At 62.3% G+C, this 25,899-nt stretch carries 26 protein-coding genes; 21 read left to right on the top strand and 5 right to left on the bottom strand.

Annotated elements, in window-relative coordinates:
* Positions 1-3 precede the first annotated feature (3 nt).
* From tatB to ACQ66J_RS01800, 13 genes are all read left to right on the top strand, one after another.
* Positions 4-435, top strand: coding sequence for a Sec-independent protein translocase protein TatB (gene tatB / locus ACQ66J_RS01860; RefSeq protein WP_430430268.1), 432 nt, complete (start codon positions 4-6; stop codon positions 433-435).
* Positions 435-1,238 carry a twin-arginine translocase subunit TatC gene (gene tatC / locus ACQ66J_RS01855; RefSeq protein ID WP_375548766.1) on the top strand — a complete coding sequence of 268 codons (804 nt, stop codon included), beginning with the start codon at positions 435-437 and terminating at the stop codon, positions 1,236-1,238. The genes tatB and tatC overlap by 1 nt, the downstream gene beginning before the upstream one ends.
* A 117-nt stretch (positions 1,239-1,355) precedes the next feature.
* The gene (serS, locus tag ACQ66J_RS01850; protein WP_430430267.1) at positions 1,356-2,630 is read left to right on the top strand and encodes a serine--tRNA ligase; all 1,275 of its coding nucleotides are present in this window, start codon (positions 1,356-1,358) and stop codon (positions 2,628-2,630) included.
* Positions 2,627-3,412: a 5'/3'-nucleotidase SurE gene (gene surE / locus ACQ66J_RS01845; RefSeq protein ID WP_430430266.1), complete on the top strand. Its 786-nt coding sequence runs from the start codon at positions 2,627-2,629 to the stop codon at positions 3,410-3,412. The genes serS and surE overlap by 4 nt, the downstream gene beginning before the upstream one ends.
* The gene (locus ACQ66J_RS01840; RefSeq protein WP_375548769.1) at positions 3,409-4,056 is read left to right on the top strand and encodes a protein-L-isoaspartate(D-aspartate) O-methyltransferase; all 648 of its coding nucleotides are present in this window, start codon (positions 3,409-3,411) and stop codon (positions 4,054-4,056) included. The genes surE and ACQ66J_RS01840 overlap by 4 nt, the downstream gene beginning before the upstream one ends.
* 102 nt (positions 4,057-4,158) lie before the next feature.
* Positions 4,159-4,569 carry a hypothetical protein gene (locus ACQ66J_RS01835; RefSeq protein WP_430430265.1) on the top strand — a complete coding sequence of 137 codons (411 nt, stop codon included), beginning with the start codon at positions 4,159-4,161 and terminating at the stop codon, positions 4,567-4,569.
* A 66-nt stretch (positions 4,570-4,635) separates the two neighbouring features.
* On the top strand, positions 4,636-5,553 hold the full coding sequence (locus tag ACQ66J_RS01830) for a LysM peptidoglycan-binding domain-containing protein (protein ID WP_430430264.1): 918 nt from the start codon (positions 4,636-4,638) through the stop codon (positions 5,551-5,553).
* Positions 5,554-5,662: 109 nt separating this feature from the next.
* Complete coding sequence (gene yajC, locus ACQ66J_RS01825; RefSeq protein ID WP_375548772.1) at positions 5,663-6,031, top strand: preprotein translocase subunit YajC; 369 nt, start codon at positions 5,663-5,665, stop codon at positions 6,029-6,031.
* Positions 6,032-6,093: 62 nt separating this feature from the next.
* Positions 6,094-7,728 carry a protein translocase subunit SecD gene (gene secD / locus ACQ66J_RS01820; RefSeq protein WP_375548773.1) on the top strand — a complete coding sequence of 545 codons (1,635 nt, stop codon included), beginning with the start codon at positions 6,094-6,096 and terminating at the stop codon, positions 7,726-7,728.
* Positions 7,729-7,740: 12 nt separating this feature from the next.
* Positions 7,741-8,724 (top strand): protein translocase subunit SecF, encoded by a 984-nt coding sequence (secF, locus tag ACQ66J_RS01815; RefSeq protein WP_430430263.1) that lies wholly within the window; start codon positions 7,741-7,743, stop codon positions 8,722-8,724.
* A complete protein-coding gene (locus tag ACQ66J_RS01810; RefSeq protein WP_430430262.1) occupies positions 8,714-9,031 on the top strand; it encodes an MTH938/NDUFAF3 family protein in 318 nt (105 codons plus the stop codon). The genes secF and ACQ66J_RS01810 overlap by 11 nt, the downstream gene beginning before the upstream one ends.
* Complete coding sequence (locus ACQ66J_RS01805) at positions 9,000-9,083, top strand: MTH938/NDUFAF3 family protein (protein ID WP_430432216.1); 84 nt, start codon at positions 9,000-9,002, stop codon at positions 9,081-9,083. The genes ACQ66J_RS01810 and ACQ66J_RS01805 overlap by 32 nt, the downstream gene beginning before the upstream one ends.
* Before the next feature lie 75 nt (positions 9,084-9,158).
* The gene (locus ACQ66J_RS01800) at positions 9,159-9,617 is read left to right on the top strand and encodes a hypothetical protein (RefSeq protein ID WP_430430261.1); all 459 of its coding nucleotides are present in this window, start codon (positions 9,159-9,161) and stop codon (positions 9,615-9,617) included.
* On the opposite strand, the gene ACQ66J_RS01795 is transcribed toward ACQ66J_RS01800, so the two are convergent.
* Entirely contained in the window at positions 9,590-10,939 is a 1,350-nt protein-coding gene (locus ACQ66J_RS01795; RefSeq protein WP_430430260.1) for a serine hydrolase domain-containing protein, read from the bottom strand. The genes ACQ66J_RS01800 and ACQ66J_RS01795 overlap by 28 nt on opposite strands.
* An 80-nt stretch (positions 10,940-11,019) precedes the next feature.
* Entirely contained in the window at positions 11,020-11,616 is a 597-nt protein-coding gene (locus ACQ66J_RS01790) for a superoxide dismutase (RefSeq protein WP_375548778.1), read from the bottom strand.
* A gap of 139 nt (positions 11,617-11,755) precedes the next feature.
* Between ACQ66J_RS01790 and ACQ66J_RS01785 the strand changes: the two genes are divergently transcribed.
* Positions 11,756-12,601 (top strand): squalene/phytoene synthase family protein, encoded by an 846-nt coding sequence (locus ACQ66J_RS01785; RefSeq protein WP_430430259.1) that lies wholly within the window; start codon positions 11,756-11,758, stop codon positions 12,599-12,601.
* Here the strand turns inward: ACQ66J_RS01785 and ACQ66J_RS01780 are convergent.
* Together ACQ66J_RS01780 and trmFO are read right to left on the bottom strand one after the other, a co-directional pair.
* Positions 12,598-14,532: an alpha/beta hydrolase family protein gene (locus ACQ66J_RS01780; RefSeq protein ID WP_430430258.1), complete on the bottom strand. Its 1,935-nt coding sequence runs from the start codon at positions 14,530-14,532 to the stop codon at positions 12,598-12,600. The two genes, ACQ66J_RS01785 and ACQ66J_RS01780, sit on opposite strands and share 4 nt — an antisense overlap.
* Before the next feature lie 77 nt (positions 14,533-14,609).
* Entirely contained in the window at positions 14,610-16,013 is a 1,404-nt protein-coding gene (gene trmFO, locus ACQ66J_RS01775) for a methylenetetrahydrofolate--tRNA-(uracil(54)-C(5))-methyltransferase (FADH(2)-oxidizing) TrmFO (RefSeq protein WP_430430257.1), read from the bottom strand.
* Between the two features lie 108 nt (positions 16,014-16,121).
* Here trmFO and ACQ66J_RS01770 point away from each other — a divergent pair, with 108 nt between their 5' ends.
* From ACQ66J_RS01770 to ACQ66J_RS01740, 7 genes are all read left to right on the top strand, one after another.
* Positions 16,122-17,255, top strand: a complete 1,134-nt coding sequence (locus tag ACQ66J_RS01770) for an energy transducer TonB (protein ID WP_430430256.1) — start codon at positions 16,122-16,124, stop codon at positions 17,253-17,255.
* A gap of 8 nt (positions 17,256-17,263) precedes the next feature.
* Positions 17,264-17,977, top strand: a complete 714-nt coding sequence (locus ACQ66J_RS01765; protein WP_430430255.1) for a hypothetical protein — start codon at positions 17,264-17,266, stop codon at positions 17,975-17,977.
* A 55-nt stretch (positions 17,978-18,032) separates the two neighbouring features.
* A complete protein-coding gene (locus tag ACQ66J_RS01760; protein ID WP_430430254.1) occupies positions 18,033-18,911 on the top strand; it encodes a hypothetical protein in 879 nt (292 codons plus the stop codon).
* 70 nt (positions 18,912-18,981) lie between these two features.
* On the top strand, positions 18,982-19,983 hold the full coding sequence (locus ACQ66J_RS01755; protein WP_430430253.1) for a hypothetical protein: 1,002 nt from the start codon (positions 18,982-18,984) through the stop codon (positions 19,981-19,983).
* On the top strand, positions 19,983-20,933 hold the full coding sequence (locus ACQ66J_RS01750; RefSeq protein WP_430430252.1) for a hypothetical protein: 951 nt from the start codon (positions 19,983-19,985) through the stop codon (positions 20,931-20,933). The genes ACQ66J_RS01755 and ACQ66J_RS01750 overlap by 1 nt, the downstream gene beginning before the upstream one ends.
* 1 nt (position 20,934) lies before the next feature.
* Positions 20,935-21,918: a CPBP family intramembrane glutamic endopeptidase gene (locus ACQ66J_RS01745; RefSeq protein WP_430430251.1), complete on the top strand. Its 984-nt coding sequence runs from the start codon at positions 20,935-20,937 to the stop codon at positions 21,916-21,918.
* 61 nt (positions 21,919-21,979) lie between these two features.
* Positions 21,980-22,963: a hypothetical protein gene (locus ACQ66J_RS01740; protein WP_430430250.1), complete on the top strand. Its 984-nt coding sequence runs from the start codon at positions 21,980-21,982 to the stop codon at positions 22,961-22,963.
* On the opposite strand, the gene uvrA is transcribed toward ACQ66J_RS01740, so the two are convergent.
* The gene (gene uvrA / locus ACQ66J_RS01735; RefSeq protein WP_430430249.1) at positions 22,911-25,793 is read right to left on the bottom strand and encodes an excinuclease ABC subunit UvrA; all 2,883 of its coding nucleotides are present in this window, start codon (positions 25,791-25,793) and stop codon (positions 22,911-22,913) included. The genes ACQ66J_RS01740 and uvrA overlap by 53 nt on opposite strands.
* Positions 25,794-25,899 lie beyond the last annotated feature (106 nt).

Below are 25,899 nucleotides of genomic sequence, written 5' to 3'. Positions count from 1 at the left end.
GCCATGAACCCGGCCTTTGGTTTTCAGGAGCTGATCGTCATCGTCATTCTGGCGCTTGTGGTGGTGGGTCCCAAGGATCTGCCGCTCATGGTGCGCCGGGTCGGCAAGATGATCGGCCAGATCCGCGCGACGGCGCGTGAGTTTCAACGCAGTTTTGACGAGCTGGGCCGCGAGGCGGAGCTCGCTGAATTGCGCAAGGAAATCAGCTCCCTCAAATCCAATAATCCGATCAAGGATATGGAGCGCGAATTCCTGGAAACCGATGCGGAGATGATGCGCGATATGGAAGACCGTCCCCATCCGCGCACGGCCCGCCCGATGGCGGACCCCAAGCCGCTGCCAGGTGAAGCGCTGACTCCGGATCCCGAAGCGCCTGACGCTTCTGATGGTGCTGCTCAGTCTGACGCCAAATCCACCAAGACCGGAGAGGGGTGATGGATTCGCCCCGGCTTGAGCCTGACGACGAGGTGGAGTCCTCGCGCGCGCCCCTGATGGCGCATCTGGAAGAGCTGCGCGACCGGCTAATCTGGTCTTTGGCCGCGATTGTCGTGGGGTTTGTGATCTGTTTCGTCTTCGCCGAATGGATCTACAATGTGCTTCTGGTGCCGTTTGAAGATGCGGCGCGCCAGGTGCGCGGCGACGCGCTGGACCTGCAGCTGATTTTCACTGCGCCGCTCGAGTTTTTCTTCGTCAAACTCAAGCTCGCTCTGTTCGGCGCCATCGTGCTGGCTTTTCCGGTGCTCGCCTATCAGGTCTGGGCGTTTGTGCGGCCGGGCCTATACAAGAATGAACGCCTCGCTTTTGCGCCGTTTCTGCTGGCGTCGCCCCTGCTGTTCGCGGCGGGGATGGCGTTCGTTTATTACGTCATCCTGCCCTTCGTGATGAGCTTTGCGCTGGGCCAGGAGCAGATCGGGCAGGAGGGGCGCGCCAGCATCCAGCTTCTGACCCGGGTGTCGGAATACCTCAATCTGGTGACGACTTTGGCGCTGGCCTTCGGGATCAGCTTCCAGCTGCCCGTGCTGTTGTCGCTTCTGGGCAAGGCCGGGATCATCACCTCGGGTGATCTGATCCGGTTCTGGAAATTCGCTCTGGTGGGCATCGCCGCCTTCGCCGCCTTCGTGACGCCGCCGGACCCGATCAGCCAGCTCTTCCTGGCGGCGGCCATGTTCGGGCTGTACGGCCTGTCGATCCTGGCGGTGAAGCTGGTCGAGCGCAAACCGGACGAAGATGACGCCTGACGACGGCTTGTTCGCGGTGTAAACGGCGCAGGCACATCCATTTGAAGTGTGGACGCTGAGAGCCTGCGCGAGTATCACGCGGGTTCCAATTCACCGTTCGACCTTTGAGTTTTTATCATGCATGACATCCGTCTGATCCGCGATGAGCCGGCGGCTTTCGACGCCGCCATGGCCCAGCGCGGCGTGGAGCCGCAAGCCCAGCGCCTGATTGATCTGGACGCGCGCCGCCGTGAAGCGACCTCGCGCCTTCAGGAGATCGAGACCGAGCGCAACTCAAAGTCCAAGGAGATCGGCAAGGCGAAAGCCCAGGGCGATGAAGATCGCTTCAATGCGCTGCGCTCCGAGGTGGAGAGCCTCAAATCGGAAATGGAGCGTCTGACCGAAGAGGCCCGCACCGCCGAGGAAGTGCTCAACCAGCACCTCGCCGCGCTGCCCAACCGCCCCGCTGACGACGTGCCCGAGGGCAAAGACGAGAGCGAGAACGAGGAAGTGCGCGGCTGGGGCGAGCCTCGCGAATTTGAGTTTGAACCTGCCGACCATGTGACCGTGGGCGAGCGTCTGGGCCTCGATTTTGAGCGCGCCGCCGCCATGTCCGGCGCGCGCTTTGCGGTGCTGCAAGGCCCGCTGGCGCGGCTGGAGCGGGCGCTGGGTCAGTTCATGCTCGACCTTCAGACGACCGAGAACGGCTATCGCGAAACGTCCGTGCCCTACATGGTGCGCGACGAGGCGTTGTTCGGCACGGGCCAGCTGCCCAAATTCGCCGAAGACCTGTTTCGCACCACCGATGACCGCTGGCTGATCCCGACCGCGGAAGTGCCGCTGACCAATCTGGTGCGCGATTCCATTCACGCGGAAGCCAGCTTCCCGATCCGCATGACGGCGCTGACGCCATGCTTCCGCTCGGAAGCGGGCTCGGCGGGGCGCGACACGCGCGGCCTGATCCGCATGCACCAGTTCCTGAAAGTCGAGCTGGTGTCGATCGCCACGCCTGAGCAGTCAGAAGACGAGCTCGAGCGCATGACCCAGTGCGCCGAAATGGTGCTGCGCCGCCTGGAATTGCCCTATCGGGTGATGAAGCTGTGCACCGGCGATATGGGCTTCTCGGCGCGCCGCACCTACGACCTTGAGGTCTGGATGCCCAGCCAGGACACCTATCGCGAGATCAGCTCGTGCTCGACCTGCGGCGATTTCCAGGCGCGCCGCATGAATGCGCGCTACCGCAAGGAGGGCGAGAAAAAGCCTGACTTCCTGCATACGCTCAATGGCTCGGGCCTGGCGGTGGGCCGGGCGCTGGTCGCGATCCTTGAAAACCACCAGCAGGCCGACGGCTCCGTGCGCATCCCCGAGGCGCTTCAGCCCTATATGGGCGGCGTTGAGGCGATCCAGCCATGAGCGGCCCCCGCATCCTGCTCGTCAATGATGACGGCATTCATGCCCCTGGCCTGAAAGTGCTTGAAGAGATCGCGCGCACAGTCTCTGACGATGTGTGGGTGGTGGCGCCGGCGGATGAGCAATCGGGCATGGGCCGCGCTCTCACGCTGAACGCGCCGCTGCGGGTCGAACACTTTGACGATCAGCGCTTTTCCGTCTCCGGCACGCCGACCGATTGCGTGCATATGGCGATGGACATCCTGATGAATGATGCGCGTCCGGACTTGCTTTTGTCCGGCGTCAATTCAGGCCAGAATATCGCCGACGACGTGACCATGTCCGGCACCGTCGCGGCGGCCATGCATGGTATTCAGATGGGCGTGCGTTCCATCGCCCTGTCGCAAGCCTATGGCTTTGAAGGGCGCGACAAGATCCGCTGGGAGACAGCGCGCGAGCATGGCCCGCGCATCCTCAAGGCCCTGCTGGACACGCCCTGGAGCCAGAACACGCTGCTCAATGTGAACTTTCCTGACCGGGCGCCCGATCAGGTGGCCGGCTCTGAAGTCACCGTCCAGGGCAAGCGTGACCAGGTCGTCCTGCGCGCTGATGAGCGCACGGATCTGCGCGGACGGGCCTATTACTGGCTCGGCTTTAACGGCAAGCTGTCCGACCCGGCCGTGGGAACGGATTTGCGCGCGGTCTATGAAGGGCGGATCTCGATCACGCCGCTACATCTGGACCTGACCAATTACGACGCCCGCACCCGCCTGAAAGACGCGCTCGGAGAGACGCTGAACCCATGACCGGCACGCCCGACACCCGCATGATCCAGCTTGTGATGGCGCTGCGACGGGCGGGCGTCTCCGACAAGCAGGTGCTGATGGCGATCGAGCGCACGCCGCGCGAGCTGTTCGTGCCCGAAGGGTTCGTGGATCAGGCGTTCGAGAACCGGCCTTTGCCGATTGATTGCGGCCAGACCATCTCCCAGCCCTTCGTGGTGGCGGCGATGACCGAAGCGCTCAAGCTTGATGATCGGTGCAAGGTGCTCGAGATCGGCACAGGGTCTGGCTATCAGGCTGCGGTGCTCGCGCGTCTCTCCCGACGCGTCTACACGGTCGAACGCTATCGGACCCTCGCCAAGGAAGCCGAGGCGCGGTTTCACGCCTTGCGCCTGTCCAATATCGTCACCCGCATCGGGGATGGCTCTCTGGGCTGGCCTGAACAGGCGCCGTTTGACCGGATCATCGTCACCGCGGCTGCGGCGTCGCGTCCCGACACGCTGCTCGATCAGCTCAAGCCGGGCGGGATCTGCGTCGCGCCGGTGCAGAACGGTCCTGTGCAGACGCTGATGCGCTACGACAAGTCCGATGAGGGCGAGGTGACGGAAACCGCGCTGTTTGACGTGCGTTTCGTACCCTTGGTGCCGGGCGAGGCCAGGGCGCTCTAGGCTTTGCTCGAGAACCGGCTGCGATTTCGTCCTCTGGCGTGATAAGATCTCTTTGCAGGGACCGCTACTGACGGGGTCCCGTGGTTACACAAGGAGCTCCCCATGAAACTTTTCGCAGCATTGACGGCTCTGAGCGCTTCGCTGGTCATGACGGGCGCCGCGCTGTCGCAATCTGACGATACGGATGAAGCGCCGTTCGTCCCAGAAGGCTATGAGCTGACGGGCGAGACCCGCTCCTGCCTGTCCCTGACGCGTATCGACAGCATTGATACGGTCGATGAGAACGCCTGGCTGGTGACGATGAGAAACCGCGACGCCTATGTGACCCGTGTCGGTAGCGGCTGCCGGTCTGCAGCGCGTTCGTTCACCTATATCAGCTATAGCGTTCCAGGCTCCCAGCTCTGCCGGGGCGAAATCGTGCGCGTGATGGATCAAGGCACAAACACGGTTGTGGGCAGCTGCGGCATTGGCGAATTCGAAGAATTGAGCCCGTTGCCGGAAGACGCCAGCTAAAGTCAACACACGGTTAACGCTCATCCGCCATTCTGCCAGAACAGAGTTCAAGGCAGGACAGGGTGTATGCGCCCTATGATGCGCACAAGTTTGCTGGGGCTGAGCGTCGCGGCGGTGTTATCCGCTTGCGCTGCGCCGTTGCGTGCGCCTGCGCCTATCGAGCATGGATCAGGCGCGTCGGCCCGCTCGACAGCCAGCTGCGGGCGCAGCGTTTCGGTTCGCCCTGGGGATACGCTGTTTGCGATTGCTCAGCGTTGCGGCGCCTCGGTGAGGGATCTGGCGGCTGAAAACAATTTGCGCGAACCCTACACCCTGCGCACCGGGCAAAGCCTGCGCTTGCCAGGGCCGTCCGTCTACACGGTGCGGCGGGGCGATAATCTGTATCGGATCGCACTTGCGCACGGCATGAGCACGGATCAGCTGGCGCAGCTGAACGGCCTGCGCCGCCCCTACACCATTTATCCCGGTCAGGATTTGTCCGTGAACGGCCCGGCGCGGTCCGTGGCGCAGGCGCGCCCTCCCGTCGCCAGCGGCGGCGGTTCAACCGCGCGCTCAGATCCGCCGCCGCGCCGCGCCAGCCCGCCGCCCCAGGCCTCCACGGCCAATGCGCCCAGCTTCCAATGGCCGTTGCAAGGTCAAGTCATCACGCCTTATGGCGGCGCGGAAGGCAGCCGGATTGACGGCATCCGCATCGCCGCGCGTCTGGGCGATCCGGTGCGCGCCGCCGCAGATGGCGAAGTCGTTTACGCCGGCAATGAGCTTCAGGGGTATGGCGAGCTGGTCCTTGTGCGGCACGCCAATAACTGGGTGACGGCCTATGGCCTCAACTCGATCTTGCGGGTGAATGTCGGCGACCAGGTCACGACCGGGCAGCACATCGCTGATGCAGGCGCATCCGGCTCTGAGACCCGAACAGCGCTTCATTTCGAAGTGCGGCGGGGCGTCAGTCCGGTCGATCCCATGCAGGTTTTGCCCGCCCGATAGAGCCCGACTGAGTAAATCAGGTGACGACATACCGCCGGGTCTTGTTGCATGCGGCGCGGACACCGATATATTCCGGCAACCTTAATCGCTCGTTTTTACCGGAGCCGCCATGTTTTCCGCGACTGACTCTGTCTTCCTCGCCACCGCCGCCGCTTCTGGCGCACAAGGCGGACTCGTCCCCATGCTGATGCAATTCGCCCCGTTCATCCTGATCTTCGTGGTCTTCTACTTCCTGCTGATCCGTCCGCAGCAGCAGAAAGCCAAGGCGCACCGTGAAATGGTTGAAGGCCTTCGCAAGGGCGATGAAGTCGTCACCTCCGGCGGCATGATCGGCAAGGTCACGCGTGTGGCTGACGCCGAAGCGACGGTCGAACTCGCCGAAGGCGTCCGGGTGAAAGTGCTCAAGCACACCATTATGGAAGTGCGTACGCGCACCGAGCCGGCCAATGACGCCTCCGACGCCAAGTCTTCCGACTAAGGCCTGACTGACATTCCGGCGTCGGGCTCTCGGCCCGGCGCCGCCGGACGCTTGAGAGCCCCATGCTGTATTTCGCTCCCTGGAAGACGACGGTCGTCACCCTCGTCATCCTGATCGGCCTTCTGTTCACTCTGCCCAATTTCGTACCGGAAAGCGTTCGTCTGGACGCCAATGGCGAACCCAAGGGCGTCTTTACGGTTCTGCCGCACAAGACGATCAATCTGGGGCTCGATTTGCGCGGAGGCTCGCACCTGGTGTTCCAGGTGGACATGGACGAAGTGCGCCAGGAGCGTCTTGAGAACCTGCAAGATGATGCGCGCAGCGCCCTGCGCGAAGACCCGCCCATCCTGATCGCGGGCTCGCCTGCGGTCGTGGAAGGCCAGGTCATCGTTCGATTGTCGCGACCTGACGACATGGATCGCGCCCTGGAGCGTCTGGAAGAGCTCAACGAGCCGATCACCACCGCCGCCGGCGGGCAGGGCATGACCCAGACCCTGACGATCAATCAGGGCGATGACGACCGGACCATTCGACTGGGCATCACCGAGGCGGCGCTGGACGCCGTGCGTCAGCGCACGGTCACCCAATCCATTGAAGTCATTCGCCGCCGTGTGGACTCCACCGGCACGACCGAGCCCAATATCGCCCGTCAGGGCGAGGATCGGGTGCTGGTCCAGGTGCCCGGCGAAAGCGATCCTCAGCGCATCATTGATCTGGTGGGCACCACGGCGCGCCTGACCTTCCACATGGTGGAAGAGGGGATCACCATTAATCCCGACGGCACAGGCCGGACGCCGCCCGGCGTCATGATCTTGCCGTCTGAACGCTCGAGCGAGCCTTATCTCGCCGTCCAGCGCCGGGCGCTTGTGACCGGTGAGCAGCTGGTGAACGCCGGTCAGGCGTTCGACCAGAACGGCCAGCCCGCCGTGAGCTTCCGCTTCAACACCTCCGGCGCACGCTCGTTTGCAGAAGCGACCACCCAGAATCGTGGTCGCCGCTTCGCCATCGTGCTTGATGACACCATCATCTCCGCGCCTGTGATCCGCAGCGCCATTACCGGCGGGTCGGGCATCATTGAAGGCGGCTTTACGCTGCAATCAGCCACAGACCTCTCCAACATGCTCAACGCGGGCGCCCTGCCGGCGCGCCTGACCCCGGTGGAGCAGCGCACCGTCACCGCCAGCCTGGGCGCAGATTCGGTGGCGCGCGGCGAGACTGCGGTGCTGATCGGCTTCGGGCTGGTGATCGTGTTCATGGCGCTCGCCTATGGCTTCTTCGGGATTGTCTCGACCCTGGCGCTGCTGGCGAACATCTTGTTGTTGCTGGGCGCCCTGTCGGGGCTGCAGGCGACGTTGACCCTGCCGGGTATCGCCGGGATCGTGTTGACCATCGGCATGGCGGTGGACGCCAATGTGCTGATCTTTGAACGGGTCAGGGAGGAGTACCGATTGGGACGAACGGTCACCACGGCCTTCGAAGCCGGGTATTCACGCGCCCTGTCCGCCATTCTGGACGCCAACATCACCACCCTGATCGCAGCGTCGGTTCTGTACATGCTGGGCGCGGGCCCCGTGCGCGGGTTCGCGGTGACGCTGGGCATTGGCATCCTGACCTCGGTCTTCACCGCTTTTGTGTTCTCACGTCTTCTGATTTCGACCTGGCTGCGTATGGCCCGTCCGAAATCGCTGGCCATGTAAGGGGAGGCGATCATGTCGCTTGCACTCGTCCGCCTCATTCCCACAGGCACCGCCATTCCCTTCATCAAGGCGCGACTGGTCGCGTTTTTCATGTCAGTGGCGCTGATCCTGGGATCTGGCGCCGCTTTCATGACGCTGGGGCTCAATTTCGGCATTGATTTTCGTGGCGGCACCGCGATCGAAGTGAAAACACAAGGGCCTGCCGATACGGGCGCCTTGCGCGACGTGCTGACGGGCCTCGATCTGGGCGATGTCCAGGTGCAGGGCTTTGGCGCTGAAGATGAAGCGCTGGTGCGTGTGGGTCTGGTCTCGGCTGAACGCGTCAATGAGATCGAGGGGTATGCCGTCGAGAATGATGCGGAAGCCCAGCAGGCTGTTCGCCAGATGGTGTCCATCGCGCTTGAAGAGGCTTTCCCGGGCATCGTGTTTCAGAAAACCGAATCCCTGAGCCCGCAAGTCTCCGGCGAACTGGTGGTCGCCGGCGCCAGCTCCATCGGCGTGGCTCTGCTCTTGATGCTGATCTACATCTGGTTCCGATTCGAGTGGCAGTATTCTGTGGGCGCCGTGCTGGCGTTGATCCACGACGTGATCGCCACCATCGGCTTTTTCGCCATCACCCAGCTGGAATTCAACCTGTCCACCATCGCCGCGATCCTGACCATCGTGGGCTATTCGATGAACGACACCGTGATCGTCTATGACCGGATCCGCGAAGACTTCCGCAAGTTCAAGACACGCCCCACCGTGGACGTGCTCAACGGCGCCATCAACTCCACGCTGTCGCGCACCATTCTGACCTCTGGCACCACGCTGGTGGCCATCATCGCCATGGCGGTGATCGGCGGGCCTGCGCTGGAAGGCTTCGCATTGGCGCTGATCTGGGGCGTGGGCGTGGGAACGTATTCGTCAATCTTCGTGGCGGCGCCGCTTCTGACCCTGACCGGTGTGAAGCGCGAAGCCAATGAAGACGGCACGGGGGGCGCTCTTGCCCCGTAATGCGTCCGGATCCGCCTTGCCTCCGATTGACGCGTTCGGCGATGGCGGCTTTCGCATCGCCGGGGTGCGCAAGGATGGCGCGACCTTGATCGTGGACGGCGCCGCGCGCGCCTGGTCCAGAACCGGAGACACGCTGGAGCTTGCCGATCTGCAGGTCTTCCTCAACGCCTCAACGCGGCCGGACATGCTGATTCTGGGCGTGGGGGAGCGCCTGGTGCACCCCCCCCGCCAGTATTCGCAAAGCGTTTCGCGACGCTGGCGTCGGGCTGGAAGTCATGGACACGGCGACCGCCTGCCGCACCTATAATCTGCTGGCGGGCGAAGGACGCAATGTGGCGGCGGCCCTGTTAGCAGTTTAAGCGTTCTTAAGCATATGTAGGGTTCCATCCGTCACACTTATGCCGCAGGCGTATGTCGCTTTTGAAGGCCTTAAGATGACGATTGAAATGAGCCCCGCTGGTCCAGAATTTCAAATAATTGAAAAAACAATCAATAATACGGTCAGTTACACAGGGCTGGTTGGAGCGAGCCTGAAGCCTCTATTGGGCAAGGCCATCGCCGATTACAAACGCAAGATCAACGAACATTCCATCTTGATTGTCGACTACCGCAAGGGAGACCCGGTCGTGCTGCCGCAAGACCTGAATAGTCTGCTTGATGAGGTCGGTGACGCTTGGTCGATCCCTGAACGCATTGTGTATCTGTACAATGAGAACAATCGGATGCGGACGGCGCATTTCAGCAAGCTGGTCCTCAAGCGCGGCGGCGACGTCGTTGCGGTTTCATGCTGGCGGGACGCTAGCGAAGCCTTGGGCATGGACCTGGGACGCGACCCGCTGGATGAACGTGATGCTGTCGCCGACAGTCAGGATTCTGACGAAATCGCGTCATAAACCAGCTGGTCGAAGACGGCGCGCGCGCTAATGGTATCCGGCGTGGTCGGTCCGGGCTGTTCCTGGCTCATAATAACGGCGACAATGCCCGTGGCCGGGCTGACGAAGAATTCCGTGTCAAAATATCCAGACCAGCCGAAATCACCCTGGGCCCGTACCGGGTGCGCGCCAGGCCCGTCATAGATGACGCCGACGCCGTAGCCATAGCCCAGATCAACTGAATCCATGCGGTCCGGCATGCGATCCGCCTGAACATGCGCCGTGCTCATGGCGGCGACGGTCTCGGCGGACAGCAAGCGGGCGCCGTCCAGCGCGCCGCCATTCGCCAGCATTTGCCCGAACCGGATATAATCATTGGCGGTTGAGAACAGCCCGGCGCCGCCCGCTTCAAAGGCCGCGACGCTTACGGCGTCCTCTGCGCTGGGCACACGCGTCAACTGACCGTCCTCGCCATGGGTGTAAACGGCGGCCAGACGGTCGCGTTGATCATCGCGCAGGAAAAACGTGGTGTCGTCCATGCCCAGAGGCTGGAAAATGCGCGCTTGGGTGAAGTCTTCAAGGCTTTCGCCGGACGCCACAGCCACAAGATGGCCCAGAACATCGCTGGCGTAAGAATAAAACCAGGCGGAGCCGGGCTGGAAATACAGCGGCAAACCCGCCAGCGTCTCCATCCGGCTGTCCATGTCGCCCTCAGCGGCGTAAATGTCGTTGCCGATATAAAGCGCGCCCAAATTGGACTGGTAATCAAACAGATAGCCCAGCCCTGACGTGTGGGTGAGCAGGTCTTCCACGGTGATGGGGCGCTCGGCGTCCGTCGTGGGGATTTCATAGCTCTCGTCTCTTTGCACAGAGGTGGCGACGCGCACATTTGCAAAGGCGGGGATGTACTCGCTGACCGGATCGTCGAGCGCGATGACGCCGTCTTCAATCAGCATGAGGGCCGCGACGGCCGTCACCGGTTTGGTCATGGACGCGATGCGCACGACCGTGTCCGCCGTCATGGGGCGGTCCGCTTCCAGATCGGCGTAACCGGCGCTGGCGGTGTGCATCACTTCGCCATTGCGCGCGAGCACGGCGACATAGCCGGCGCGTTGGCCAGCGCTGGCGAGTTCGGCCAGGCGGCTGTCGAGCTGGGCGAGACCGGCTTGAGTAAAGCCGGGCGTCTGCAGCGGGGCCGGGGCTGGAGCACTCTGCGACGCGGCTTCCGTGGCGGCTTCCGGGGCGGGCGAGGCGGCAGGGCCGTCACAAGCGCCGAGCGCGAGCAAGAGCGAGAGAGCGCCAAGCGACGCGCCTTTGCGCAGTTGTGGCAGATTGATCCGCATGAGAGGCCCCCTGAAATCTCAAAAAAAACGGCTGCGGTGAACCTCACCGCAGCCGCCGTTTTCGTCAATGCAAAATCAGATCAGGCGCTGGCCAGATTCTGGTTTGCAAAGTCCCAGTTCACGAGCTTGTCCAGGAAGGCGCCGATATAGTCCGGGCGACGGTTCTGGAAGTCGAGATAATAGGCGTGCTCCCACACATCCATGGTCAGAAGCGGGGTGACGCCGTCGGTGATCGGGTTTTCAGCGTTGAGCGTCTTGCGCACCTCCAGCGTGTCGCCATTCTTCACCAGCCAGGCCCAGCCCGAGCCGAACTGGCCGGCGCCGGCGGCTTTGAATTCCTCGACGAATTTGTCATAGGAGCCGAAAGAGGCGTCGATGGCGTCCGCGATGGCGCCCGTCGGCTTGCCGCCGCCATTGGGCTTCATGGAGTGCCAGTAAAAGGTGTGGTTCCAGATCTGGGCGGCGTTGTTGAACACGCCCATATTCTTGTCAGCCCAGCTTTTCTTGATCAGCTCTTCCAGGTTCAGGCTTTCAAGGTCGGTGCCTTTGACAGCGTCATTGGCCTTGTCCACATAGGCTTTATGGTGCTTGCCATGGTGGAAGCTCAGGGTTTCCGCAGAGATATGCGGCGCCAGAGCGTCTTGGGCATAGGGCAGGTCGGGAAGAGTGAACGCCATGTCGGCCTCCTTTGGGAGTGTGAGCGAGAGGGTGCTCAAAGGGTGCGGCGGCCGGTTGGACAACCGCCATACTCAGGTATTACGCACGAGCTAGATATGGGTTCCAACCCGTACGTGTCTACCGGCCAGAGAGAATAGCGTGACTGATTTCGACAGCTTGTTAGCGGCAAATGACCCTGAACGCCGGGCTGCAGCCCTGTTTGCGCCCGCTGAATTGCGCGCGCGGCTTTATGCGCTCTATGCCTTTTATCATGAGATCGCGCAGATTCCCGACAAGGTGTCTGAGCCCGTCATCGGTGAAATGCGCCTCGCCTGGGCGCGAGAGGCGGTCAGCGACCTGTTCACCGATCCGCCGAAAGTGCGTCGCCACGATATCTATGAAGCGCTGTCTGAAGTGCGTGAAGCGCCCGGCGCTCCGGATCAGGCGGGCCTGGCCAGGTTGGTGGAGGCGCGGGCGGCGGATTTGGGCGAGGGGCCGTTCCCCACCCGTGAGGACCGCCGTGACTATGTAGACCGCACCTCGGGCGCGTTGATCCAGATCACCGCGCGGCTGCTCAAGCCTGATCTTGATCTCGGAGGAGAGCCGGGGGTGGCGATCACGGCGGCCGGGCGGCTCTGGGGATTTGTCGGTCTGTTGCGCGCCTTCGCGCCATTGGTGCAGGCCGGACGTCCGCCCTTCAGCGCCGACGAGCTGGCCGGCGCCGATCTGAGCGAAGCGGACCTGTCGGCGGGCCGCAAACCGGACGCAGCAAAAGCGGCGCTTTCGGGCTTGCTCGCCGAAGCGCAGGACGCCGCCGGTATGCTGACCCGCACCCGCAGCGCCCTGCCGGCCGAGGTGTTTCCGGCGCTCGGCTATGTCAGCCTGGCGCGCGGATATCTGCAAAGCGCTCAAGGCCTCAAGGACCCTTATCGCGAACAGATCGAGCGCGCGCCCTTCGGGCAGAATGCGCGCCTGACCTGGGCGTCGCTCACCGGGCGGGTCTAGTCGCCGACCTGCTCGTCGAGAAACGCGCCTATGGCGGAATACGCTTCCAGCCGCGTTTCATATTCGAGCAGCCAATGGTCGCCGCCCTCAAGGGGTATGAAGGAGACGGGAGCGCCCGCGCGCTGCAGGGCGCGATGCATGGCGCGGCTCTGGCGAAACGGGACGACGCTGTCATCTTCGCCATGCAGCAGCAGAACAGGAATGCGGGCCTGGTCCGCGTAATTGACCGGTGAAATCGAGCGCAAAAGATCGCCGGAGATGCGGTCCTGGACCTCGCCGCTGAAAGATCGGTTCCAATACCGCACGGTTTCTGAATCGCGGCCATAGCGTTCACCGGCATAGCGCTGGAAGTCCTCAGCATCGGTCATGGGGTTTAAGGCGATGGCGCAGTCAAAGACATCCGGCGTGAAGACGGTTGCGGCGAGGGCTGCGTAGCCGCCATAGCTGCCGCCTGCGATGCAGATCTGTTCGCTCAGGCCGGCGTGCTGCAGATAGGCGGCGGCGTCTGTCACGTCTTGCTGCATGACGCCCGCTCCCCACTGTCCCCAGCCCTGGGCTTCCCATTCGACGCCGTAACCGCCCGAGCCGCGAAATTGCGGCTGCAGGACGCCATAGCCTCGACTGGCCAACATGTGAGCCAGGGTGTCAAAGCCGCCATAATCACGGGAGGCCGGGCCACCATGCACCAAGACTACAAAGGGGTGCGGCCCTTCCGAGTTAGGCAGTGTGAGGTAGGCTGGAATGGAAGCGCCGTCACGCGCCGAGTAGCTGATCGACTGGCGCTGCGGCAATTCTGCTCGGAAAAGCTCTGGATAGGTTACACGCACCGGATCCGCCGACCGCGCCGACAGGTCAACCAGATAATATACCGGCGCCTGATCCTCGCTGCCGACCCACACGATGAAACGGGTGCGATCCGGCGTCCAGTCGATCAGGGCGACGCTCTTTCCGGCGAATGAGGCTTCGAGGCTGGCCTGAATCTGAGCCAGTTCGGCGTCAAACCAGATGCGTTCGCGGCGCTCACGTTCAATGACGACGCCAGCGACGTAGCCGCGATAGGGGTCTATTCGAACACTATCAAAATCATAGCGGCCATCAGAGAAAATGATGTCGCCCAAGGCGCCGTCCGATAACTCCACTCGCTGCAGGATGTTGGCGTAAGGGGCCTCATCTGCGGTGCGCGAAATGATGACCGCCTCGCCATCCTGAGAAAACCCGACCACGCCCAGGTCGATAATGCCCTGACGCTCCTCTATCAGAGTGCGCCATTGATCGTTTTCCTCGATGGCCACACGTAAGCGCTCTGTGTCTTGAGAATAGCTGACGCGGACATGGCGCTCTCCCTGGGCGTCGGAGACCCAATAGCGCGTATTCACAGCGCCACGGGCGACCACGCTGCGGCGGTTGCCGTCTTCAGGGTCAACGGCATAGAGGTTTTTATGCTGGTTCCCGTCGCGCAAGGGCAATAAGAGGCGCGACCGGTCATTCTGCCAGCCCGCGACTTGCGCGGTGTTCTGGTTGAAGCCGGTGTCGCGCCCCTCACGGATCAGCTGCTCGGCGTCCATGGTGTCGGTGTTGACGGTCAACAGCGCCTGAAAGTCGAGATCGCCGCTGATGTAAAACAAATCGGCGGCGCGCCCCACGCGGGCCATCAGCGTATTCTCATCGACCCAGAAGGTTTCAAAGGCGCGCATATTGCTGATGTTGAGCGCGTCCTGCTCGCCTGTCTGCAGCGATTGAACGACCAGATAGCGGTCGCTGCCTGAGTGCGCGATATACGCAATCCGGTCGCCGTTCGGAGACAGCGACAGTCCTTGGCCAGCCGGCAGCCGGGCAAAGTGTTCAACCGGTATGACATCAGGCGCCTGAGCCAGCGATGACGCTGAAACACACGCCCAGGCGATGGCGGCGCCGAGCATAGTTTTGAGCATAAAGTTCCCCCCCCTGTGAGAGGGGAGCTTAACCTGCAAAAAACGCCCAAAACAAGATAATGTTCTGTAACGGCTTATTATTCAGCTGCTTGAGAAATTCCATTGAGCCAGGCGTCGCAGTCTGACAGCGCCCGCGCGCTCATGGCGCGTTTCTTGGCGACGGACTTGTCCTTGCCCTTCAGGCGCTTGCCCTCGGCATCCTTGGTGGGCGCCTCGATGTCGGGGAAGAGGCCGAAATTGACGTTCATCGGCTGGAACGCGCCTTTCTTGCCCGGCACATGTCCTGTGGTGATGTGGGTGAGCAGCGCGCCGAGCGCCGTAGTGGGCGGCGGCGGTGTGACGGCCTGACCCAATTTCTCCGCCGCTGCAAAGCGGCCAGCAAGAAGTCCCATGGATGCGCTTTCCACATAGCCTTCAACGCCCGTGATCTGGCCGGCGAAGCGCAGGGCGGGACGCGCCTTCAGGCGCATCAGGTCGTCGAGCAATTTGGGCGAATGCAGGAAGGTGTTGCGGTGAATGCCGCCCAGGCGCGCAAAGCTGGCGTTCTCAAGGCCCGGGATCATCTTGAAGACGTCCGCTTGTGCGCCGTATTTCATCTTGGTCTGGAAGCCGACCATGTTGAACAGCGTGCCCAGCGTGTTGTCCTGACGCAGCTGCACCACCGCATAGGGCTTGGTCTCGGGATCGTGGGCGTTGGTCAGACCACGCGGCTTCATCGGGCCGTGGCGCAGCGTCTCACGCCCGCGTTCTGCCATGACTTCGATGGGCAGGCACGCATCAAAATAGGGCGTGTCCTTTTCCCACTCCTTGAACTCGGTCTTTTCCGCCGCCAGCAGGGCGTCGACGAACGCCTCGTACTGGTCCTTGTCCATCGGGCAGTTGATATAGGCGGCCTTGTCTTCCTCGGTCTCGCCCTTGTCATAGCGCGACTGTTTCCACGCCACGTCCATATTGATGGAGTCGGCATAAAGGATCGGCGCGATGGCGTCGAAGAACGCCAGCTCGCCCTCTTCGGTCGCCGCGTGAACCGCTTCGGCCAAAGCCTGGGAGGTGAGGGGGCCGGTGGCGACGATCACGCTGTCCCAGTCCTCGGGCGGCAGGCCTGTGATCTCTTCGCGGACAATCTCGATATTGGGATGGTTTTCCAGCGCCGCCGTCACCGCCTGGGAGAAGGCCTCGCGGTCCACCGCCAGCGCGCCGCCGGCGGGCACCTGGTGTGTGTCCCCCATCGCCATGATCAGGGATCCGGCGCGGCGCATCTCTTCATGCAGCAGGCCCACCGCGTTCGTCTCCGCATCATCGGAGCGGAACGAGTTTGAGCACACAAGCTCAGCCAGGCCTTCGGTCTGGTGAGCGAACGTGCCGCGCACCGGGCGCATCTCGTGAAGCACGACGCGCACGCCGGCGTTCGCAGCCTGCCAGGCCGCTTCAGAGCCGGCCATGCCGCCGCCAATGATGTGGATCGGGGTCATATCTGTCATGGCGCGTCATATAGGCGGGAAGGGCGGAGGGCTCAATCGCTGGAGGCTGTCTCTCGCTTGACGAATGTGAAGATGTCTTTCACTTTTCAGGGGAAGTGGGGGGCGAATATGCGATTTTTCAGTGTTTTGATCGTGTGGCTAAGCGTGACGGCCATGGCGATTGGTCAGGATGACTCTTTACCGGAGAGCGTCACCACGCCTTATCTCGCTTATGAAGCGGCCGTTGAAGCCGGCGATGAGCCGGCCGCGGCTGAGGCGGCCGAACAGGCCTGGCGGGCGGCGCTAGAGGCCAGTGTTGACCCGGCCGTCCTGACTATCCTGGCTGAGAATGCGGGATTTGCGAGTTTTCGCACGGCGGATTTTGAGACAGCGGAGGACGCGTTTCTGAACGCTGTCGAAATGAACCAGCAAAGCGCCGGAGATCCATTGTTGCGCGCCCGTTCGCTCAGATATGTCAGCGATGTTCAGCTGCGCCAAGGCAAGAGTCGACAGTCATTCATCTCTGCCGAGGCTGCTTTGGAAATCCTTGAGCCGCTTACGCCTTCTGAGGCTGTTCATATGGAAATCGCGCTCTCCAACGCCTTCATGTCCAGCTCACGCTGGGCTCGTGGGCAATACCGCTCGGCGGGGCGGCATGGGGAGCGGGCGGTGCGGGCGGCTCGGAGCGCAGGCATCGTTCAGGCTCCGGTGTTTGGTGTCGCCGCGTTTCAAGCCGGCGCGTATTATTCAGATGACGATCAGCCGATGGAAGCGGCCTATTGGTTTGCTGTGGCGAACTCCTTGTTGTCGCAAGCGGGTACAGGCCGCGATCTATTGGCCGCCACACGCGCCTGGGGCAGCATGGAGCGCGAGGAGCTGGATAGCGAAGACCGGATCGCACTGTTGGACCGGTTGAGAGCGGACAATGTTTATCAGCCAGGGTATGAAGAGGCCTTGCAAGAGGCGTTCTCCGAGCGGGGCGAAGGCTGGGTAGATGCTGTCGCACGTGATCGGCGCGCGCCCCAATATCCGACCGACGCCGCAAGGGTTGGAGCCGAAGGGTTCGCCCTCATGCGCTTTGACGTGAATGCGGACGGGCGGACCGAGAATGTCGAAGTCGTCTACTCCATTCCCTATCGAGAGTTTGGCGAAGCCGGGGAGCGCGCTGTGCGCGAATGGCGTTACCAACCGGCTACTCGGGACGGTGTTCCCGTCGCCCGCCCCGGAATCGTGACAAATCTTCAATTTGAGATGGCGGATTAGCGGCTCTAATGTTGATGCTTCTGTTTTCCGCTTTGGCCCTGCAGTTCACACCGTCTGTAGGTGAGGTTCGCGCGGAGATCGCGTTTGCGGAATTGGCGCAGGCTTGGGCGAGTGGAGATGCGGGCAAGGCAAGAGCTGTTTTTCATACCGCGTTCGGCGAGCAGTCAGAAGGCCCTTGCGCCATCAGTCCATACACTGCGGAGCTGGCGTACCGCACAGGTCTGCTTTGGCGCTCAGGCTATCATTTCAACATGGCCTTGCTGATTGATGAGCATGTCGATGCGCTGACGCGCGCTCAGCGTGAACTGGCGCAGGAGATGCAGACCGAGCCCGGTGAGCTGCTGTCTGAGGACCGGCAGTACCTGTCTTCTCCCTATCTGAACCCTGGCCTTGAGTTGGGCGTGTGCCCGGACCACCGCATGCCGACTCTGCCTGAGCCTCAGGCGGGCGGGGGTGAAGAAGCCGTCGTCTATCTGAGGACTGAATGGCGCGGGCCTCGGTTCCGCCGGGAAGTGTCCGACGCGGTCTTTCTGGATGGCTACCCCTCAGCGGAAGGGCCAGAGCTTGCGGCGCTTCTGATCGGGCTGAGAACCTATGGAGAGGAGCGAGGGTGGCGCGTTGCATTTTTTAGTTTTGGTCCTTGCTATTCCTATTCGTACCGTCGCGAGGTCATCTCGATCTGCCGCCCCGGTTTTGAACGCGATGGCGTACCCGAGGACTGAACATCCTGAAGCGATGTCCTTGGCCTGACCCTCATTTCGGGCTAACTGCAGCGTCATGAAACTGATCGATCTTCGCGCCGTGGGCGCCGCTTACCGTTTTGTTCTGGAAAACCCGGCACCCGTTCTGGCGGCGAGCGCGCTTTATGGCGTCGTGTTCGCCGTGCAATCGCTGCTGACGGCCTATGCGGGCGCCTATGCGCCGGGCGCGGCGCCAGCGGCGATCGCCTTCATGGTGGTTGCTTTCGGCGCTTTCGTCATCGGCTGGGCCAGCCTTGGACGTTTGGCGCTGGGCATTCCGAAGACAGGCTTTTTCGGCCTGACGCTGGGCGGTGATGAAGGACGGTTGCTCTGGGCGCTGGCGCTGGTCGTGCTTCTGCTGGTGATCATCTTGATGACGGCGGGCGTGGCCATGGCTTTCATGATCGCCGGTCTCGCCTTCACCGAAATGGATCCCGGCGCGCCGCAGCCCGACGGATACGTCAATCTGTTCGAGCTGATGGGACCGGTCGCGTTGGCGGTGTCCTTCGCCTTGATTGCGGTTTTCCTGGTGTTCAGCCTGTGGCTGATCACGCGGCTCGCGCTGACGGCGCCGGCGACATTGGAAGCGAGCGCCATCCGGGTGCTGTCCATCTGGCCGGCGTCTCGCGGGCGCAGCGTCGAGATCGCGCTGACGGGGCTGGCGAGTTTGGCGCCCGGCATCATTGTGCTGGTTGTTTTGAATACGGTTTGTGTCGCACTGCTGGGCGCAGGGCCGGCCATTGCACAATCAGCCTCTGGAGAGGCAGGCGCCTTGATCGTGAATCCTGCACTTTTCTTTGTGGTCAGCGCAATCTACGGCGTTGCAAAGATTGCGCTTCTGGCGGCGCCTCTCATCGCCGCCCTGTGCGCGCTCTATAGCGTCTACAAGGTGGAAGGCGAGATTTCTCCCGATTAAAGCGGGACCTTCGCGCCAGTCTGAGCTATCTTCTCACGCGAATGCTTCGTTCGGACACGCGGGGGGAAGAATGTCCAAGCCCAGCTATAACTTCATCGACGCCACCTTCTATTTCCTGAAGGTGTTTGGCCAACGCCCACTCAGCGTGGCCTGGATCGGTCTGTGGCAAGTCCTGTTGTATGCAGGCTTTGGCGCGCTGATAGTCTACGGTTTCTGGCCCTTGCTCGAACTTGCGCTCGAGTATGGCGACAAAGGGGAGCCGAGTGACGCAGAAATGGCGCAGGCCGCTTTGCAAGGCTTGGGCTTTTACATGCTGGGCATTCTCGGCATCCTGATATCCGCACTCATGATCCAGGGCGCCTGGCTTCGTCTTCTGGCGCGTGATCAGGTGGTGGGCGGGCTACCGATCCGCCTGGGCGCGGACGAGTTGCGCCTGCTGGTCGTCAATATCGTGCTTTGGCTGGTGATCATGGCGGCTGGCGTGCTGACCTTCGTGCTCTACGCCGTCGTCAACGCCGGTTTCGCTATGGGCGGCCAGCCGGGCGGGGTCGCCCTTCAGGCCCTGGTGAACACGCTTCTGACGGTGATTGTCATCGTCGGCTGGATCATTTTCCTCTTGGGGCTGGCGCCTGCGACGGCTCTGACCGTGCGTCAGCGCGGCATCAAGATTTTTGACGGCTTTGCCGCCGCCGGCGGCGTGATGTTCTGGATGTTCCTGTCCTATGTGGTGCTCTTCTTCGCCATCATCATTGCTTACGTGGTGCTGAGCGTCATGCAGCAGGCGTTCATGATGATCGGGTCGTCAGAATTGGTGGGCGCGCTGATCAGCTTTGAACAGACGAGTGATCCGGACCTCATGATGGAGGTTTTGCTGGACGCACTGAAGTCGCCGCTATTCTGGGTGATGGCCGCGATCGCTCTGGTCCTGCAGCTGATCTTCGACATTTTTGTTCAAGGCAGCTGGCAAGGCGTCGGCGCGTATGTGGCGGTCCGCCATGATGGCGGTTTCGCCCCCGATACGCCGCTTGAAGCGCCTGCGGACTCCGTGGGGCAGGCGCCCAGCGAGGGATAATGGCTGACATGACGACACGGCCCGAGCACCGGTTCACAGTGCTCGGGGCGCTGGGATTTGGGCTTGAGGTCTGGCGTTCGCGTCCAGCGCCGACGACTTTTCTGGTCGTGCTGCAGGCGCTGTTCTACCTGGCCATGACGGGTCTGCAGATGGGCCTGCTGGGCGCGTCCGCCCGGCAGGGCGTTCAGGCGCTGGAGGCTGGGGATACAGCCGGACTCTTCATGGCCAGCCTGAACAGCTCGGGCTACAGCTCGCTTTTAATGCTGGTGAGTTATCCGCTCATCTTGTGGCTGGAGACGGTGGCTCTGGTGCTGTTCATGAGCGGGCGGTTCTCTCTCTGGCCGGGCTGGGCGAGTCTGGGCCGGCTGACACTGAGCGCATTGATCATTTTCGCGGTCTACATGGCGGCTATAATCGTTCTCTCAATTTTTGGCGTGATCATAGCGATCACCTTGATCGTGATGGCTGAAAGCACAGGGGATTCAGGGCTTGCGATCGGCATGGGCGCGGGATTGGGCGCCGTCGGATTTCTGGGGCTGGTCGCACTGGTCTCGTTGTTCACGGCCTTGCCCGGTCGCGCGGTCACTGGCGCGCTTGATATGTCCGGCTCAATCTCGATCGCCAGAGCGCACTGGCTCAGGCTGATCCTGGTCTGGGTCCTGGCGATGGGGCTCTATCTGGTCGTCATGATCGTTGGCTATGGTCTGGTCTGGGCGGTTCATTCTGAGTTGATCCGCGCGGCCTGGGAGTCGCTTCTGGCCGCCCCCCAGGACCCTTATGTGAGCCTTTACATGTACGAAGCGCTTTTACCGCGCGCTGAAACGGCGCTCTGGCTCGTGCTCTCCATGGCGCCGGTCATGGTGATGATGTGCGTGGTCATGATGGTCTGGCGCGGAATTGTCGCCAAACTGGCGCTCAGCATGCCCAATCCTTCTGAGAAAGCTCCGTAAAATGACCCAAGCGCTGTACGCGCCCTGGCCGGAAACCGCGCGTCGCACCTGGGGGTGGGGCGCGGTCGGTTTGATGGCGGCGGGCTATCTTGTCTCGTCCATTCCTGTGCTGGTCGGAACGATCATCTACACCATCGTCCTGACGGTCTCATCGGGCGAGACCGATCCTCTGGCCGCTCAACGGGCGCTGAACGAGAACACGCTGACCGTGCTGTTGCCGCTGATGCTGTTGCAGTTCATCGCCTGGGCGGCGATGACGCTGTTATGGGTGAAACTGTTTGAACGCCGCTCGCTCGCCACACTCGGGATTGAGGGGCGCGGGTTTTTCGGACGCTATATGCTGGGCTTGCCGCTGGGGGTGTTTCTGGTGGTGCTGGTCAGCGCCGTCGCGGCTTTGCTCGGCCTGGGCGCCAGTTCAGGCGCCGCTGACAGTCTGGGCGCGATGGACGTCAGCCGGGCAATCACACAGGCGGCGCTCATCGGCTATGCCGGGTTGTTTTTGGGCTTTCTCATTCAGGGCGGGGTGGAAGAGCTGGTCTTTCGCGGCTGGTTGATGAGCGCGCTGACCGCACGCTGGGGCAAGCGCTGGGGCGTCTTCGTCGCCAGCTTCGCCTTCGCGCTGTTGCACGCTCATGTCTTCATCTCGGGGCTGATGTTTGGCGTACTGGCGCTGTCAGGCATCGGGCTGACCGGGCTCGTCTTTTCGCTGACGGCGTTGTGGCGGCGCTCCATCATCGAGGCCGCCGCCGCCCATGGCGCGTTCAACGCTGTCGCCGTCATCGCGCCCACCTTCGCGCTTCTGGCGTCTGATCCCGATCAGACGATCAAGACCGCCGTCGCCCAGGTCTTCAGCTCCGCCACCGGCCTGGCCGGTGCGGACTCCGTCAGCCTCGGCCCGGAAACCTACGCCCAGCTCATCGCAATGGGCGGGTTGAGCGCTCTGATGCTGGCGGGTTTGGTGCTGCGTGGGCGAAAATCGGAATAGGTCTTGTCTTCCCTCAAATGGCGAATAGTCTTGCGAAATTCGTGAAGCAGGGGGGGGAATCGTGGCGCAATCATTTTATGAACCCGAACGGTTTTCCGTCCGCTCGTCGGTCGTTCGGTGGTTTCGGTGTTTCAAATATCGGCCGGTAGCCAGTTGGACGCAGCTGGTTTGTGACTGGGTTTTGCTCGGGGTGATCGCGGTTGGCTGTGGAATGCTTGTCGTCGCGCCCTTTACGGAAGAGCTTGGGTCAGACACCGAGCAAACCCTGAATGTCGGGCTGTTTATGCTTGGCTATCTGGGATTTGTGCTTCTCTTCATGGTCTACATATGGGTTGTGGATGCGGCTTGGAATCGTCTTCTGACCGGTCGCCCGATGAAACTGGCGATTCCCTACCGGATCGGCGCCGATGAGTGGCGAAGCCTTGCCGTGTATGGGGTCAGCCACGCCATCATCCTTTGCGTGAGCATGGGGTTCTATCTCGTTTTCGCCATCGCCACGATGATCGCCTTGCTGGCCGTCAACGGGGAAGAGGCTCTAGGCGCCACAGCCGGCGATCCGATGTCTCCGCAGTTTTGGATGCTTCAGCTCCTGCCGTTCGTCATTCTGCTCTTTCTGATGATCATCACAAATTACATCGGTTTCCGCCTGAACGCGGGCGCGCCTTTGGCCATCAAGCGGCAGAAACTCGATGTGTTGGGGGGCTGGAACGCGACGAAACCATTTGCCGGGCGTCTCCTCGTCGCCGGGGTCAGCATCATAGTACTTACTTACGCGCTGATTATTGCCCTGCAGCTCGGGTTCGTCGGAGCAGTAACGAGCGTGGTGCCTGACCTCGCGCATGACGCCCCGTCCATGCCTTCTGCTCTGTCTCTAGCCGGGTTCTTGGGTTTCGGTTTGCTAATCTATTACACGACGTTTCAGATGCTGCGTGGCGTGGTTGCCGAAGCCGCCATGGTTGCTACAGCCCGGGAGGCAGCCTCTCAGGACAAGCCTACCCCGCCAGCTTCTTCTGACGCGCCACATCCCGCTCCAGAAGCGGTTTGAGATAGCGGCCGGTCCAGCTCGCTTCCACTTCGGCGACCTGTTCAGGCGTGCCGCAGGCGACGATCTCGCCGCCGCCCGAGCCGCCTTCAGGGCCCAGATCCAAGAGCCAGTCGGCGGTCTTGATGACATCGAGATTGTGCTCGATGACGATCACCGTATTGCCCTGATCCACCAGCTCATGGAGCACTTCGAGGAGCTTGCGCACGTCCTCGAAATGCAGGCCTGTGGTCGGTTCATCCAGGATGTAGAGCGTCTTGCCGGTGGAACGCTTGGCGAGCTCTTTGGAGAGCTTCACCCGCTGGGCCTCGCCGCCTGACAGCTGGGTGGCGGGCTGGCCGACTTTCAGATAGCTCAGCCCCACCTGTTTGAGCGTCTCCATCTTGTCGCGCACAGAGGGGACGGCCTTGAAGAAGTCGGCGGCTTCCTCGACGGTCATGTCCAGCACGTCGGCGATGGATTTGCCCTTGAAGGTCACTTCCAGCGTTTCGCGGTTGAAGCGCGCGCCATGGCACACATCGCACTCCACATAGACGTCGGGCAGAAAGTGCATCTCGATCTTCACCACGCCATCGCCCTGGCACGCTTCGCAGCGCCCGCCTTTGACGTTGAAGGAGAAGCGGCCCGGCTTATAGCCGCGGGTCTTGGCCTCGGGCAGGGAGGCGAACCAGTCGCGGATCGGGGTGAAGGCGCCGGTATAGGTGGCGGGGTTTGAGCGCGGGGTGCGCCCGATCGGGCTCTGGTCGATATCGATGATCTTGTCGACCTGGTCGAGGCCTTCCACCGTGTCATGGGGAAGGGGCACGGCGGAGGCCTTGTTCAGCCGACGCGCCGCCGCCTTGTAGAGCGTCTCGATGGTCAGGGTGGATTTGCCGCCGCCTGACACGCCGGTGACGCAGGTCATCACGCCCAGCGGATAGGCCGCGTCAATGTTCTGAAGATTGTTGCCGGTGGCGCCCTTCACGGTGACGGCGCGCTTGAGATCCACTTCGCGGCGTTGTTCAGGTACCGGCACCATGCGCTTGCCCGACATATACTGCCCGGTCAGAGATTTGGGATTGGCGGCGATGTCCTTGGGCGTGCCCGCCGCAATCACTTCGCCGCCATGAACGCCGGCGGCGGGGCCCAGATCGACCACATAATCGGCCGTCTCGATGGCTTCTTCATCATGCTCGACCACCAGCACGGTGTTCCCGAGATCGCGCAAGCCGCGCAGGGAATCCAGCAGCCGCGTATTGTCGCGCTGATGCAGGCCGATGGACGGCTCATCCAGCACATAGAGCACGCCCGTCAGCCCTGAGCCGATCTGGCTGGCCAGACGAATGCGCTGGCTTTCCCCGCCAGACAGCGTGCCCGAGGCGCGCGACAGGGTCAGGTAATCAAGCCCCACATCGACGAGGAATTTCAGACGGTCGCGGATTTCCTTGAGGATGCGCCGGGCGATTTCCTGCTCCTTGGCCGACAGCGTGTCTTCCACCGCTTCAAACCAGTCGCGCGCTGCGCGGATGGATTTCTCGCCCGCGATGGAGATGTCTGCGCCGTCGATCTTCACCGCCAGCGCTTCAGGCTTCAGGCGCTTGCCCTCGCACACATCACACGGCTGGGCGGATTGAAAGCGCGCCAGATCCTCGCGCACCCAGGTGGAATCCGTCTCGCGCCAGCGCCGCTGCAGATTGGGCATCACCCCTTCAAACGCCTTGGAGGTGGTGAACTGGCGCAGCCCGTCCTCATAGGTAAACTTGATCTTGTCCTTGGTGCCGTGCAGCACGATCTTGCGGAAGCTGGGGTCGAGATCGCGCCAGGGCGTGTACATGCTGGCGCCGTAATGGTCAGCAATGGCCTGCAAGGTCTGCTGGTAGAGCTTGGAGGTCGCCCGGCTCCACGGCGCCACGGCGCCGTCATAGAGCGACTTATCGCGGTCGGGGACCACCATATCCTCGTCAAACTCGAGACTCTGCCCCAGACCGTCACAGGCCGGGCAGGCGCCGAACGGATTGTTGAACGAGAACAGACGCGGCTCGATCTCTTCAATGGTGAAGCCGCTGACCGGGCAAGCGAATTTTTGGGAGAAGATGATCCGCTCGCCGGTTTTGTGCTCGCCATGATCAGAGGCGAATTCCGCCATGGCGATGCCGTCGGCGAGCCTCAGCGCGGTCTCCAGGCTGTCGGCGAGGCGCTGTTCGAGCCCCTCCTTGGTGACCACCCGGTCCACCACCACGTCGATATCGTGCTTGAATTTCTTGTCGAGCTCGGGCGCCTCTTCCAGCGCATAGAATTCGCCATCCACCTTGACGCGCTGAAAGCCCTGTTTGAGCAGCTCGGCGAATTCCTTGCGGTATTCGCCCTTGCGGCCGCGCACGATGGGCGCCAGCAGGTAAAGCCGCGCGCCTTCGTCGAGCGCGGTGATCTTGTCCACCATTTGCGACACGGTCTGCGCCGAGATCGGCTCGCCGGTGGCGGGCGAATAGGGCACGCCCACCCGCGCCCATAAAAGGCGCATATAGTCATAGATCTCGGTCACCGTGCCCACGGTGGAGCGCGGGTTTTTAGAGGTGGTCTTCTGCTCGATCGAGATGGCGGGCGACAGGCCTTCAATGGAGTCCACATCCGGCTTGCTCATCAGCTCCAGGAACTGGCGCGCATAGGCGGACAGGCTCTCCACATAGCGGCGCTGACCCTCGGCGTAGATCGTGTCAAAGGCGAGCGAGGACTTGCCCGATCCCGACAGCCCCGTGAACACGATCAGCTCGTCACGCGGCAGGTCGACCGACACGCCCTTGAGATTGTGTTCGCGCGCGCCGCGCACGGAAATGGTTTTGAGCTTGTCAGTCATGGATGACGCAAAGTCCTTAGCTGGCGGTCGGGCAGGCGTATCGGGCGTTACTTAGGGCTCAACAGCGCCCCTATCCACCGTGAAGGCGCCGACAGCGGCGCCCGGC

Source organism: Oceanicaulis sp. (assembly GCF_965284345.1).
Classification (GTDB): Bacteria; Pseudomonadota; Alphaproteobacteria; order Caulobacterales; family Maricaulaceae; genus Oceanicaulis; species Oceanicaulis alexandrii_A.
The sequence above is the reverse complement of the archived record's forward strand: the minus strand, read 5'-3'. Positions and strand labels throughout refer to the sequence as shown.

What these genes read in the sequence shown, in the direction of transcription:
- yajC (WP_375548772.1), top strand. Translation starts at nt 5,663, where the DNA reads ATGTTTTCCGCGACTGACTCTGTCTTCCTCGCCACCGCCGCCGCTTCT.
- uvrA (WP_430430249.1), bottom strand. Translation starts at nt 25,793, where the DNA reads ATGACTGACAAGCTCAAAACCATTTCCGTGCGCGGCGCGCGCGAACAC.
- secD (WP_375548773.1), top strand. Translation starts at nt 6,094, where the DNA reads ATGCTGTATTTCGCTCCCTGGAAGACGACGGTCGTCACCCTCGTCATC.
- tatB (WP_430430268.1), top strand. Translation starts at nt 4, where the DNA reads ATGAACCCGGCCTTTGGTTTTCAGGAGCTGATCGTCATCGTCATTCTG.
- ACQ66J_RS01795 (WP_430430260.1), bottom strand. Translation starts at nt 10,939, where the DNA reads ATGCGGATCAATCTGCCACAACTGCGCAAAGGCGCGTCGCTTGGCGCT.
- tatC (WP_375548766.1), top strand. Translation starts at nt 435, where the DNA reads ATGGATTCGCCCCGGCTTGAGCCTGACGACGAGGTGGAGTCCTCGCGC.
- trmFO (WP_430430257.1), bottom strand. Translation starts at nt 16,013, where the DNA reads ATGACAGATATGACCCCGATCCACATCATTGGCGGCGGCATGGCCGGC.
- ACQ66J_RS01765 (WP_430430255.1), top strand. Translation starts at nt 17,264, where the DNA reads ATGTTGATGCTTCTGTTTTCCGCTTTGGCCCTGCAGTTCACACCGTCT.
- secF (WP_430430263.1), top strand. Translation starts at nt 7,741, where the DNA reads ATGTCGCTTGCACTCGTCCGCCTCATTCCCACAGGCACCGCCATTCCC.
- ACQ66J_RS01750 (WP_430430252.1), top strand. Translation starts at nt 19,983, where the DNA reads ATGGCTGACATGACGACACGGCCCGAGCACCGGTTCACAGTGCTCGGG.
- ACQ66J_RS01830 (WP_430430264.1), top strand. Translation starts at nt 4,636, where the DNA reads ATGCGCCCTATGATGCGCACAAGTTTGCTGGGGCTGAGCGTCGCGGCG.
- ACQ66J_RS01805 (WP_430432216.1), top strand. Translation starts at nt 9,000, where the DNA reads ATGGACACGGCGACCGCCTGCCGCACCTATAATCTGCTGGCGGGCGAA.
- serS (WP_430430267.1), top strand. Translation starts at nt 1,356, where the DNA reads ATGCATGACATCCGTCTGATCCGCGATGAGCCGGCGGCTTTCGACGCC.
- ACQ66J_RS01835 (WP_430430265.1), top strand. Translation starts at nt 4,159, where the DNA reads ATGAAACTTTTCGCAGCATTGACGGCTCTGAGCGCTTCGCTGGTCATG.
- ACQ66J_RS01745 (WP_430430251.1), top strand. Translation starts at nt 20,935, where the DNA reads ATGACCCAAGCGCTGTACGCGCCCTGGCCGGAAACCGCGCGTCGCACC.
- surE (WP_430430266.1), top strand. Translation starts at nt 2,627, where the DNA reads ATGAGCGGCCCCCGCATCCTGCTCGTCAATGATGACGGCATTCATGCC.
- ACQ66J_RS01770 (WP_430430256.1), top strand. Translation starts at nt 16,122, where the DNA reads ATGCGATTTTTCAGTGTTTTGATCGTGTGGCTAAGCGTGACGGCCATG.
- ACQ66J_RS01840 (WP_375548769.1), top strand. Translation starts at nt 3,409, where the DNA reads ATGACCGGCACGCCCGACACCCGCATGATCCAGCTTGTGATGGCGCTG.
- ACQ66J_RS01780 (WP_430430258.1), bottom strand. Translation starts at nt 14,532, where the DNA reads ATGCTCAAAACTATGCTCGGCGCCGCCATCGCCTGGGCGTGTGTTTCA.
- ACQ66J_RS01760 (WP_430430254.1), top strand. Translation starts at nt 18,033, where the DNA reads ATGAAACTGATCGATCTTCGCGCCGTGGGCGCCGCTTACCGTTTTGTT.
- ACQ66J_RS01800 (WP_430430261.1), top strand. Translation starts at nt 9,159, where the DNA reads ATGACGATTGAAATGAGCCCCGCTGGTCCAGAATTTCAAATAATTGAA.
- ACQ66J_RS01790 (WP_375548778.1), bottom strand. Translation starts at nt 11,616, where the DNA reads ATGGCGTTCACTCTTCCCGACCTGCCCTATGCCCAAGACGCTCTGGCG.
- ACQ66J_RS01755 (WP_430430253.1), top strand. Translation starts at nt 18,982, where the DNA reads ATGTCCAAGCCCAGCTATAACTTCATCGACGCCACCTTCTATTTCCTG.